7 protein-coding genes are annotated in these 13287 nt (G+C 39.2%); 3 read left to right on the forward strand and 4 right to left on the reverse strand.

Features of this window, described 5'->3' with window-relative positions; genetic code table 11:
• Window positions 1-526: 526 nt before the first annotated feature.
• Complete coding sequence (gene lctO, locus R4B61_RS01340) at window positions 527-1630, forward strand: L-lactate oxidase (protein WP_413627855.1); 1104 nt, start codon at window positions 527-529, stop codon at window positions 1628-1630.
• Window positions 1631-1688: 58 nt separating this feature from the next.
• On the opposite strand, the gene R4B61_RS01345 is transcribed toward lctO, so the two are convergent.
• From R4B61_RS01345 to R4B61_RS01360, 4 genes are all read right to left on the reverse strand, one after another.
• Window positions 1689-2507, reverse strand: a complete 819-nt coding sequence (locus tag R4B61_RS01345; RefSeq protein ID WP_413627856.1) for a hypothetical protein — start codon at window positions 2505-2507, stop codon at window positions 1689-1691.
• Window positions 2508-2660: 153 nt separating this feature from the next.
• Complete coding sequence (locus R4B61_RS01350; RefSeq protein ID WP_413627857.1) at window positions 2661-3197, reverse strand: hypothetical protein; 537 nt, start codon at window positions 3195-3197, stop codon at window positions 2661-2663.
• A 224-nt stretch (window positions 3198-3421) separates the two neighbouring features.
• Window positions 3422-6037, reverse strand: a complete 2616-nt coding sequence (gene adhE / locus R4B61_RS01355) for a bifunctional acetaldehyde-CoA/alcohol dehydrogenase (protein ID WP_413627858.1) — start codon at window positions 6035-6037, stop codon at window positions 3422-3424.
• Between the two features lie 193 nt (window positions 6038-6230).
• Window positions 6231-8555: an HAD-IC family P-type ATPase gene (locus tag R4B61_RS01360; protein ID WP_413627859.1), complete on the reverse strand. Its 2325-nt coding sequence runs from the start codon at window positions 8553-8555 to the stop codon at window positions 6231-6233.
• A 232-nt stretch (window positions 8556-8787) separates the two neighbouring features.
• On the opposite strand from R4B61_RS01360, the gene R4B61_RS01365 reads away from it, so the two are divergent.
• Window positions 8788-10152 carry a hemolysin family protein gene (locus tag R4B61_RS01365; RefSeq protein WP_413627860.1) on the forward strand — a complete coding sequence of 455 codons (1365 nt, stop codon included), beginning with the start codon at window positions 8788-8790 and terminating at the stop codon, window positions 10150-10152.
• 54 nt (window positions 10153-10206) lie between these two features.
• The gene (locus tag R4B61_RS01370; protein WP_413627861.1) at window positions 10207-13245 is read left to right on the forward strand and encodes a YfhO family protein; all 3039 of its coding nucleotides are present in this window, start codon (window positions 10207-10209) and stop codon (window positions 13243-13245) included.
• Window positions 13246-13287: the final 42 nt, after the last annotated feature.

A 13287-nucleotide genomic window follows, 5' to 3' on the forward strand; every position in this document is an offset into this window, starting at 1 on the left:
TTGTTATACAGTCGCAAAACATCAATATAATAACGTTTTATTTTAAAACGAATCTGAAACTATCTTTAGTTTTTTTTAAAATTTAAAACTTCAAGATTGTGAAAAAAGTTTCAATATAGCGAATTGTACCCGGCATTTATTTCTTTAAAATTCTTTTATAACTTTATTTACATTTTTTAAATAACATTTTTCACAATTACAGTAACTACTTCAATTTATTTAATAATCCAATTAATTGGATTGTTTTTTTATTTTTTTCAATTAATTTTACTAATCACTTAATCTACCGGTAATCTTTTAAGTCATTTCATTATTTTTATATAAAAAAAAAACGATTAGCTTTAATAATCGTTTAGCTAGCGTTATCAAACTAAAATTACATCTTTTCTTTAGCTTTTATTTTGTAATTTCTTCATTAAATAGTTACTGTTTTTAACCTAAAATATCTCAGAACTTTTTAAACTTTATTCTGTCACTTAGCGTTATAATTAGGTTGTAGTAAATATATTACTTGGAGGGTCACACAATGAAAGAATTTAAAACAAGTAACGCTGAAGGTCCTATCGAAAACTTCGTTAACACTTACGATCTAGAACCTCGTGCAGAAAAAGTCATTCCTAAAGGTGCGTTTGGTTACATTGCCAGCGGTGCCGGCGATGAATTTACTTTAAGAGAAAATGATCGTGCTTTTAACCACAAATTAATTATTCCCCACGTATTAGAAAACGTGGAAAATCCAGATCCTAGTACCGTTGTTGATGGTCACAAGATTACTGCGCCCATCATTTTAGCTCCGGTGGCTGCTCACAAGTTAGCCAACGATTCCGGAGAAATTGGCAGCGCTAAAGGTGTACATAACTTCAATACCATTTATACCACCAGTTCTTACTCATCCGTTGATTTACCAGAAATCACGGAAGCTTTACAAGGAACTCCCGAATGGTTCCAATTCTACTTCAGCAAGGACAATGAAATTAACAAACACATCATTGATCGCGTAAAAGCATTGGGAATTAAGAAGATCATCTTAACTGCTGACGCAACGGTTGGTGGTAACCGAGAAGTTGATATTCGTAATCAATTTGTTTTCCCCGTTAACATGCCGATTGTGCAAGAATATCTTCCTGAAGGTGTAGGTAAATCAATGAACTACGTCTACGGATCAGCTAAACAAAAACTATCCGCTAAAGACATTGAGTTCATCGTCAACTACTCTGGACTTCCTGTTTACGTTAAGGGTGTGCAAAGTGCTGAAGACGTTAACCGTGCTATTGATGCCGGTGCTGCTGGAATTTGGGTAAGTAACCACGGTGGTCGTCAATTAGATGGTGGTCCTGCTGCCTTTGATTCCTTACAATATGTAGCTCAAGCCGTTAACCACCGAGTACCCATTGTCTTTGATTCTGGTATTCGTCGTGGTCAACATGTTTTCAAAGCCCTTGCTAGTGGTGCTGACTTAGTTGCTGTGGGTCGTCCTGCCGTTTACGGTCTTGCTCTAGGTGGCAGCAAAGGGGTTGAACAAGTCTTTGATAAATTAACCGAAGAACTTAAGATGGTGATGCAATTAGCCGGAACTCAAACCGTTGATGACATCAAACACTACCAATTAAGAGATAACAAATTTGTTTAATTAGCTACTAAAAAATACGCCGTTGAGAATTTTCTCAATGACGTATTTTTTTATGCTTTTATTCGACTTTAACATCCGTAATCAGATAGTAAGTTCCATCTTTTTCGACCAGGTAGTCCCCGGCTGAACCAGTCCCACCATTTTCCTTCATTTTATTTGAAGTCGCGTGAATGACGTATTGGTCATTAACACTTGAAACCGTTTCGTAAGTTAAATCACTGTTATTATTGTTGCTATCGCTAATAATCTTAGTAGCATCCGCTGCCGAATTCACCACGCTGGCACCGTGATTTTGTTCGGCAATCTTTTTCACTACGCTACCATCGTCTTTCTGATAAGTAACTTTGGTGTTTGGTTTGTTCTCATCTTTATCATTATTGTTGGTATTATTTTTGTTATCGTTATTAGTGTCGGTCTTTTTCTCAGCTTCTGGTTGAGGTGTATCACTCCAAGCCCCACTAGGATAAACCTTGTAGTAACCGATGGTGCCACCCGCACCGTTTTTCAATACGGCGGATAATGATTTCAACTGAATCAAGAAATATTTATTTCCGGTATCGGCATCTTTTTCGACTCCTCCACCGATGATGTCATCGTTATTGGCGTAACCTAGTTGTTTCTTTAAGTAGTCAATGGCGGAATCGGCAGTTTGGAGTTCTTCAAACTGGTCCTTTTTATCCGTCTTAGTTGCGTTTTTATCTTTATCAGAAGGATTACTGCTGGTCTCACTGGCTTTGTTCACCCGAACCCGATTAGTCATCGTTGGTGATTTTAACTGTTCCACGTTATTAGCTGAATTTACATAGAGAGTAGTTCCAATTACAGCAATGATAATTACGATCACTGCGGCAATAATTGCGGCTATCTTTTTGTTCATTTCAATTCTCCAAACTTAAATTTATTTTTTTAGGTTACCATCTCTGTTGAACTTTGTAAAATGCTCATCTAATAACGGTTGCAAACAAAAAAGACATTTGATTTTATGAAAATTACAAAAGATCAAATGTCTTATTAATACTATAAAAAATATTTATCCACGAGTTCCGCGTCTTATTCTTTTTTTATTGCTATTTGAAACATGTTTTCTTTTAAATTCTCTATTTTTATCTTGTTTAGCTTTTTCTTCTTTTTTATCTGAAATTAATCCATCTACACTCCAAATAATTTTTCGATATGAAATAATTGGTAATAAAATCAAAATAATAAATAAAAATATAGCTAAAATCCATTTTTCATTTTCAATTTTTAATGCCATATTAATATAAGCAAAATATCCAACTAAAGAAAAAATTACCGAAAAAGACTCATTAAAAATAAAATCATGAACTCTATCCATAAAAGAAGACCAAAATTCATTATGAAACTTAACATATTTTATATCTCTTATATAGATAATACATGGTACTGTACAAAGTAAAATCTCAAAAGTATAAAAATAAAAAAGATAAAAAGAAGATTCTAAATCATATTCAAGAACACTTACAATTAATTCAATGCTAGTAAAAAAAATGTTTAAACAATGCACGACCGTGATTGTGCAAAATAAATTTTTTTTAATATTTCCCACTCCAAACCTCCAAATATAACTCACAAAAATAAAATTAAAAATATAATTAAAATAAAATTCAAATAACATGTACTCCTACTAACAATTTGCAATATCTACAAATTTTAAATTTAAATTCTATTACTCTAAATTATCATTTATGAAAATTTTTGTAAAATTGATCAAATAATAATATTTTAAAACAAAAAAATGAACCGTTCTTCGACGATTCATTTTTTCATTTATTAAACTTCTTTGTCAGTCTCAGTTTCTACTCCGACACCATCATATTCGTCCAAAATAATCTTCTTAAGGTCGACAAACAATGGTTCTTTAGGGTTAGCAGTTGTACATTGATCAGAGTAAGCAAGTTCTGCAAGTGCTTGTGCATCTTCTTCTAATTCTTGTTTTGAAACGCCTTGTGCTTTCAAGCTAAGGGTTACCCCCACTGAGTGAGCGAGTTCGATGAACTTGTGGACAAGGGCTTCTTTTAATTCTTCGTTAGTATTTCCTGGTAGTCCAAGGTAACGAGCGATTTGAGCGTAATCATCGTCAGCTCTAAATGATTCGTACTTAGGCCAAGTAGCAATCTTCTTAGGTTTTTCGAAGTTGTAACGAATTACGTGTGGCAAGGTAATGGCAATCGCAATTCCGTGGGTAATTCCAAACTTACCACCGAGTTTGTGGGCGATGGAGTGGGTAATTCCCAAGAAAGCGTTGGCAAAGGCCATTCCGGCAATGGTAGAAGCAGTGTGCATCTTATCTCTGGCTACCATATCACCGTTGTAGGATTTCGTTAGGTTTTCAAAAATCATCTTGATTGCTTGAAGTGACATTGGACGAGTGTAGTCTGATGCCATGGTGGATACGTATGATTCAATTGCGTGAGTCAAGGCATCCAAACCAGAAGCAGCAATGGTACTCTTAGGAACGGTTGCCACAAATTGAGGGTCGATGATGGCAACGTCAGGAGTTAGTGCATAGTCAGCTAGTGGGTACTTGATGTGACGTTTAGCATCCGTAATAACTGAGAATGGTGTAACTTCTGAACCAGTTCCAGAAGTACTTGGGATAGCTACCATTTGACTCTTGCTTGGTTTGTCAAAGCGGTAAGCCCGTTTTCTGATGTCCAAGAATTTTTGTTTAGCACCGTAGAAGTCCATTTCTGGGTTTTCGTAAAGTAACCACATCATCTTAGCGGCATCTAGTGGTGAACCCCCACCTAAAGCGATAATGGTATCTGGTTTGAAACCATTCATTTGAAGGACACCGGCATTAACTGTGTCGGTGGTTGGTTCGTCGTGAATGTCATCAAAGATGTAGTATTGTACTCCATCATTTCTGGCGTTTAGTTCATCTAACACTTTGTCAACGTAGTGATATTTAACCATTGAGGGACTAGTTACGATGAAGGCTTTGTGAATTCCTGGCATGTCAGCTAGGTAACGAACTGAATTCTTTTCGAAGTAAATCTTAGGTAATTTAATCCATTGCATATTATTTCTTCTTTTCGCGATTGTCTTAATGTTCAATAGGTCGTAGTCAGTAACGTTATGTGAGATGGAGTTTTGACCCCATGATCCAGTTCCTAATGTAAGGGATGGTGTCATGTTGTTGTAAAGGTTTCCAACTCCCCCTAGTCCAGATGGAGTGTTAACCATAACCCGAGAAGCCTTTACGGCGATTCCAAAGTCCACCGCAAGTTGGTCATCAGTGGTTTGGATTGCGGCCGTGTGACCTAATCCACCGTAGTTAAGTAACTTAGCGACCGTTTCAAAGGCTTGTTTGTGACCACTAACTTTATATACGGAAATTACGGGTGATAATTTTTCTCCAGACATTGGGTATTTAGGACCAATTCCAGTCATTTCAACAGCCAACACTTGGGTATCTTCTGGAATCTTAATGCCAGCCATATCAGCAATTTGTTGCGCAGTTGCACCGGCAACGGGACCTTTAACGCTTAAACGAGTGCTATCAAACATGGCATCGGTTAAGATTTGTTTTTCTTTTTCCGGAACAAAGTAAACGCGGCTAAGTTCTAGTTGTTCTTTAACTTCATCGTAGATTGATGAGTCAATTACCGCACTGTTTTCAGTGGCACAGATCATTCCGTTATCAAAGGTCTTAGAAAGAACCAAATCATTCACGGCACGAGGAATGTTGGCACTTGCTTCTATGTATACAGGACCATTACCAGGACCAACACCAAGGGCTGGTTTTCCGGTTGAGTATGCGGCTTTAACTAAACCAGGACCACCGGTAGCAAGGGTACATGCCACGCCGGGGTGTTTGATCAAAGCATTGGTAGCTTCACGACTAGGATTTACAATCCATTGGATGGCGTCTTTAGGAGCACCTGCTGCCACAGCAGCGTCACGCATAATTTCTGCGGCTTTAATGGATGATTTAATTGCTTGAGGGTGAAGACTGAAAATAATGGCATTTCTAGTTTTCATGGAAATGATGGACTTGAACAAAGTGGTTGAAGTGGGGTTAGTAACTGGTGTAATCCCAGCCAACACACCGAGTGGTTCAGCTACTTTGATTAAATCTTGTTCGGGATCTTCATCAATGATACCGACCGTTTTATCGTTTCTAATGTGGTGCCAAATTTCTTCGGTAGCAAAGAGGTCCTTGATTGCTTTATCTTCAGCCACTCCACGACCAGTTTCTTTAGCGGCCATTTCACCCAACATTTGGTGGGCATCTACCCCAGCAATTACCATTGCGTGAGTAATTTTATCAACTTTAGCTTGGTCAAAGTCGTGCATTTCGTCTAAAGCGATGTGCGCTCTTTTAACCATGTCGTTGATATTAGTTTTAATTTCATCAATATTTGGTTGTTTTTGTTCTGCCATATCAATTGCCTCCACAAGTTTGAAGTATGTTATTTATTTCACAATTAAATCATATCACCATCTCAAAAAAATGCAATCATTTTATTTATTTTTATAAAAAAATCGCAAAAGCACTGGTTTCAGTAGCTTTTACGATTTAAATTAATATTTACTTGTCATTCTACACTTTTGTGTAACGTTACACAAAAACGTGTTATTGCTTAACTAATCGCTTTCCGGCTAAAACCATTTTTTGCACGAAGTTAAACATCACCGGAATGGTAATTAAGAGTCCGGCCCCCGTGAGAAAAATTGGTAGTTCAAACATCGTAGTTAACGAGAAAAACTTGCCAAAAAGTAAAAAGACCACACTGAACGCTAAGATACTCCCCGTCACAATCATACCTTTGTACCGGTTTAGCGGCCGCCCTAGTAATAGTAAGGCGTTCCAACAAACTAACCCGGTTAAAAGTACGTTTAAGGTATCGGCTTGCGGTTGGCTAAGTCCGATAAAGGGCGCAATTACCCCAATCATCCAGATATAGAAAACCACGCAGAGAGCCGATGGCAACGAGATACCAATCACCCCTGAAAAGAATCGATTTTGCACGGGACGAAAATCGGGTGCTAACGCCAATAGAAATGATGGCACTCCCACCATTAAACTATTAATCGGTGTGAGTTGGATGGGTTGGAACGGATAACTCTTGGCCACAAAGATAAAAATGATACTCAATAGAACTGAGAACATGGTCTTAATCAAGTAAAGCGCGGCGATGCTATCAATGTTATTGATTACCCGACGCCCTTCCTTTAAGACGTTGATCAAGGCTGAAAAGTTTGAGTTAATCAAGACAAAATCGGCAATACTCTTGGTACTTTCGTTTCCTGATGCCATCGCAATTCCACAGTTAGCTTGGCGTAACGCTAAAATGTCGTTGACACCATCCCCAATCATGGCAACGGTATGGCCGTTAGCTTGTAGTGCCTTCATTAAGCGTTCTTTTTGTTCTGGTTTCACCCGGCCAAAGATGGTATTTGCAGCAGCAATTTTTTGATAGTCCGCATCATCATCGACTTCTGACATATCAATTAATCGATTGGGATTATCGATTTGCGCCCGTCCGGCAATACTAGCCACCGTGACCGGATCATCTCCAGAAATCACTTTACTAGTGACCCCTTGGTTTTTAAGATACAACAAGGTGTCGGCAGCATCTGGTCGAATCACATCTGTAATCAAAATTAACGCAATTAATTCGGTTTGCTCACAACCCGTCACTTCCATTTTACGTGCTTTCACGAGGGCCAATACCCGGTTCCCCTGGCTCGCATATTGATGAATGGTTTGTTTTTGGTCCGCAGTCAGCTGTAACACAAACTGAGGAGCTCCCAAGATGTAGTTACCTTGGTTGGCTAACTCAACCCCACTCCACTTTCTCGCAGATGAAAACGGCACAATTCGACGAGCAGCGTTTCCGTCACCAGGAAAGGCGGTTTGCAAGGCCTGGGCAGTTTCATTGGTATCGTTAATGGCGTGAACTAGGGAACCGATAATCTCAGCCACCTCTGCTTTTCGATAACCGGGAGCCACGTTAGTTAGTTCCTTAAAGGTTAACTTCCCACTGGTAATCGTTCCGGTTTTATCCAAACAGACGGTATCCACGCGGGCTAGGGTTTCAATCGAAGCCAAGTCCTTCACTAACACCTGTTTCTTAGCTAAGTGATAGGCAGAAATAGCTAACGTTACTGATGATAACAGGATTAATCCTTCTGGAATCATCCCAATCATGGCTGCCACCGTTCCCAAAATGGATTCGGTTAAGTCCACGTTGTGCATAATCCGGGAAATGAACAATCCGATTCCCAAGGGAATAATGATGAACGTCAAAATTTTGATAATTTTATTGATTAAATTTAAAAGTTCACTGTTAGTTCGATCTGATTTTTTAATCTTTTCGGTAATCGAGTTCACAAAGGTTTCTTTTCCAACCTTAGTCACTCGCATCACTGCATGACCACTAACAACAAAACTTCCCGAGATTAGCGCATCCCCGGTACTCTTTAAAATCACATCCGATTCACCGGTAATCTGGGATTCGTCAATTTCTAGTTCAGCGGTCTGAGCTACCACCCCGTCAACTGGAATTTGATCACCCAAATCTAGCAGGAGCAAGTCTTCTTCCACCAGATCATCTGGACTAATTTGTACGGTCTTCCCGTTTCGGCGTACCTTGACCTTAGATTGCGAGAGCAAGGCCATCTTATCAACCTGTCGTTTAGATCTAATTTCTTGAATGATTCCAATCGAGGTATTTAAGGTGGCAATCAACAAGAACAACATGTTTTTATAACTACCGGTGAAAAACACCAAGGCACCTAAAAAGACGTTGATAAAGTTAAACAACGTAAAGGTATTTTGCCAAATAATGTCTTTAACCGAGCGAGTTAACAACGGTTGTTTGGTATTTTTCTTGCCCGCTTGCATTTGGGCTTGGACTTGTTCATCAGTTAAGCCCAATAATTCTTTTTCTTCCATCTTCGTCACCTTCTTTCGTTTATTATAACTAAGCTATGTAAAATTTTCTGGTTTCACAGTTAATTTGGTAGTTTTTAAGTAAAAATTAGACTTATTAACTAAAAATAAACTATTCATTAATTAAAAGGTTCATCTAATTTCTTACATTATGGTAAAATGAGGCTATGTAAGTATCTCATCGATACTTTAATTGCGAATTATTATTTATTTTAAATGAAAAGAGGAATGCTTTTTGGTTACTGGTTCGATATTTGTCGACTTAGTCATTATATTAGTAATGTTCTTCCTTGCTGGATTCTTCGTTGCCTGTGAATTTGCCCTTGTGCAATCACGGCCGACAGCCATTCAAGAAGAACTTGACGACGACAACACTACCCCCAAACGAAAGAAAAAACTTAACTTACAGATGCACATGGTTAAAAACCTAAATGAGTATCTTTCTACTACGCAAGTCGGAATTTCGGTTGCGGGAATTGTGTTAGGTTGGATTGGTGAAACTTTTGCCGTTGACCTAATCGTCGATTTATTAAATTCATGGAATATTAGCTTAAACACAACTACTATCCACGGTATCGGTGTCATAATCGGTGTGCTTATCTTAACTTACCTTGAAGTGGTTTTCACGGAAATTATTCCGAAAAACATCAGTATTGATATGCCACTTCAAGTGTTAAACGTTGTGGGTGCTCCACTTCACTACTTCCACGTGTTATTCTACCCATTTGCTTGGTTGTTGAATAAATCTGCGACTGGAGTAGTTAAGTTATTAGGTCTCCCCGTTGCTGATGAAAGTGGAGAAGCTCTTTCTCAATCAGAGATTTTGAGTGTTTCCAAAGCTGCGGTTTTAAATGGTGACCTTGAAAAAGATGATTACCTATACATGCGCCGGGCCTTTGAGTTAAACGATAAAACTGCTCGCGACATCATGATTGATAGAACCCAACTTAAGACCGTTGATTATGATTCAACCGTTTACCAAGCTACTGAACAATACCTAAACACCAAATTCAGTCGTCTCCCCGTCGTTAAAAACAACGATAAGGATGACATTTTAGGTTACGTTTACATCTATGACTTGATTCAACAATCACAGATCAATCCGGAAAAACCAATTAAGGATACCATCCGCGAAATCAGCACTACCTCTGAAACCACTCCGATTGCGATGGTCTTAGAACAAATGATTAAAAATCACCAACCAATCGTGGTCGTGATTGATGAATACGGTGGTACTTCTGGAATCATTACCGATAAGGATATCTACGAAGAGCTCTTTGGAACGGTTCGAGATGAAATCGATCCATCGCACCACGTTTCTATCTTCAAGCAACCCAACGGAACTTACAAAGTTAGCGGTAAATTAAACACCTATGACTTTGAAAAATTCTTTGATACTGAGATTAAGGCCTTCAACGATTCTGATATCGTAACCATTGCCGGATTTGTAATTGAACATAATCCACAAATCGAAGTCGGTGACGTTGTTAAATTAGGCGACTTTAACTTTAAGGTGCTTGATTACGAAAACTCCTTCGTCAACTGGTTTGAGGTTACTAAACTAGAGCCAGAAGTCGATGAAGAAGACGAAGAAAAATAATATAAACTAAAACGAGGCTTGCCTCGTTTTTTTTACACAGTAAGAGGTTTCAACATGCAAAAATTTAAAAACATCCCGGCGTGGCTCGCCTATACACTGCTTTTTTTCCTAATCAGTGCGTGCTTTATTTGGACGTTTTACCTAACGGGTAGTTCTTTAATCTGGAGTTTTGATGGAATTGCGCAACACTACCCCATCCTGCTCCAATTTCATGATTTACTAATCAACTTTATTACGCATCCGGGACATGGCATCACCAACTGGTCGTTTAACATCGGCCTGGGGGCCAACGAACTTACTAGTTACTCCTACTATGTCACCGGAGACCTGTTCAACTACCTAATCATTCTGTTTCCCCAGTCCCAACTAGAACTGGGATACGGTCTGCTGGTACTGTTGCGACTCTATTGTGCGGGACTAGCCTTTTTATGTCTCGCTAAACGCTTTCAGTTTAAAAAGTACAGTTTGATCATTAGTTCCATCACCTACACCTTTTCAAGTTATGCGTTATATGCAGGGATGCACCACGCGTTCTTCATCTTGCCCTTAATCTTCTTTCCCCTCTTAGTATTAGGGATTGAAAAGGCATTTAATGGAGAAAGCATCATTCCCCTCACCTTGGCGGTCTTCATTACCTTTTTAAGTAACTTCTACTTTGCCTACATTTTAGGTTTAGGTTGCTTAATTTACGTAATCATCCGCTCCGTTAGTGTGCAAAAGCAGGCCTGGTTTAGTTGGAAAAAATCCTTCTTAAAATTAATCGGTGCCACTCTGTTAGGAATTCTTTTAGCCAGCGTTATTTTTATTCCTACTATTATATATGCCTTAACTTCGACTAGAATTGGCAACACCTTTGCCAACGGCTACCTCCTCTATCCACTTAGTTACTACCTCAACTTACCCGGAAAAGTCTTGGGTCTCGGGGGGCCGTTTACCTTTTGGCTCATCATCGGCCTTAGTGGCATTAGCTTTTTGGCAGTCGTCTACCTATTTAGCCACTTTAAAAAACATGCTGCTTTAGCCAGCGGTTTACTAGTCGCTTTAGTTGGTTTCTTAATTCCTAGTTTTAGTGCCATTTTTAACGCTTTTGCTTCACCATCCAATCGCTGGGAATCCTTAATTTTACTCCCCATTGGGTTAGCAACCGCCATCTTCTGTGATCATATCACTCAACTTACCAAACGTGATCTGGCTACCTTAGCCAGCAGTTCGGTGGTCTTAATCATCCTGATTTGGCTGGCCAACGGCTTCTTACTCAAGGCCTATCGTCATGATTTCAGTGAGTTCCTCCTCCTATTTACTCTAGTCGGACTACTATTGTCCTATTCCGTCTTTAAATGGAAACCAGCAACTCTGCAATTTAGTGTGTTAGCCGTGGTCACCATCAACTTGGTGGCTCTAGGACTCGGATTCTACAGTCCCGATAGCAGTGGTTACTCCAACGGAATGTTGAAGCAGAACGTGGCTAAAAACTACGTCCAAAACTACTACGACGGCGCTGAAAAAATGGTAAAAAAAGAACTCGGCAACTATCGCACCACGATTGGTCCACGGTACCACTATTTCCCTGATAGTCGTGCGAACTTTATTAACACCGATTTCTTCAACGCTAGTTCCAACATTCCGATGTTTTTAGGAACCCATGACATTGCGTCCTACCTCACCGTGGAAAACGGATTTGTGGGTAAATTGGAACAGTTAATCCAAAACAATCAGTTCACTCCCAACAGTCCGGTGATGCAAAACGACTACCGTTCTTCCATCACTAGTTTGATGGGGGTTAAATACATGTTCGTTAATTCTGATGAGGCACACCGCAACCTCCCCTTTGGTTTTGAATTGATGCGTAAGCAAAATCACCGCCTGCTCTTTTTCCCAGGAGTTGATCAATTAATGGGCAAAAAGAAACAACGCGGTACTTTGATTGCTAAGAACCACAACGCTATGCCGTTGATGTACACCCAAAATCAAACCATCACGACCAACCAGTTGGAAAAATTAGCTGCCACTGACCGGGAACAAAGTCTGGTCTATGCCGCTAATCTGGATAAACCGGTTGCGGGGATTAAAACCTTAGAAGATCCAAACTACTCTCAAAAACTGAATTATCGGGTGAAGTTTGATGCTGACAAAACGTTGACGAACCAAAAGCAATTAGATAAATCTGCTTATGCTGCAGACGAGCAAAGCTATTCCAACCAAAACATCAACTATATTAATAAGAATCAATTAGACAAGCTGTTTGCCAAAAATAAGCAAACTATCGATAAGCTGGAACGTAAAAACAAACACGGATTAACCCTGTTAACCAAGGACCAAATTAGCGCCAAAGTTCCGGCTTCCCTAAAGATTAACGATCCGGAACTAACCAAGAACGCCGAACTCTATTTGGAATTAGATGGAATTGAGGGACGTAATAATTCCAATGCCCAAGAGGCGCAAATCGAGCAAAACAAAAATTCCTTGAAGCAAAAGTTCACGACCAAGCTTGATTTACTAGACAACTGGCGTAAGAACTTGCTGACCTACCACAACGGTAGCTTCATTTTAACCGCTTCTACCAAGGGCATGAATAACGCGGTCACCCAACTAGGGACCGACGAGCTATCCAACTACTTGCCCAAAAAACAAGCGTTGTTAAACCTCGGTTACTCCAGTGAAGCTCGGAAACAAATTAATTTGAAATTTACTGGGGTTGATCGAATCAAGTTCAAACGAGCTCGCATCATTGCCGTTCCGTTTAAACCGGATTATCAAGCTCAAATTAAACAAAACCAAACTAACGGTTTGCGCAACATTCAAGTAAAACGCAACCGAGTAACTGGTACCAGTCATAACCCAGAAAAAACCGTATTAACCACTTCTATTCCTTATTCAAAAGGATGGAAATTAACCGTTAACGGCAAACCAACTGCTACTCAAGTAGTTAACCAAGGCTTTGTCGGTGCGGTACTTCCAAAGGGAACTAACCACGTTGAGCTTACCTATCAAACTCCTGGTGGTAACTTAGGAATCTACCTTAGTTTAGCAACTGGATTAATCAGTTTGCTCTCCCTTTTAGGTTTTGGTTATTGGAAAAAACAACAAAAATAAATTTTTAGCGGACTAAGCCCAACAGTTCGCTTTTTTCATAAA

It is taken from the genome of Fructilactobacillus vespulae (genome assembly GCF_047324295.1).
GTDB classification, from domain to species: Bacteria; Bacillota; Bacilli; order Lactobacillales; family Lactobacillaceae; genus Fructilactobacillus; species Fructilactobacillus vespulae.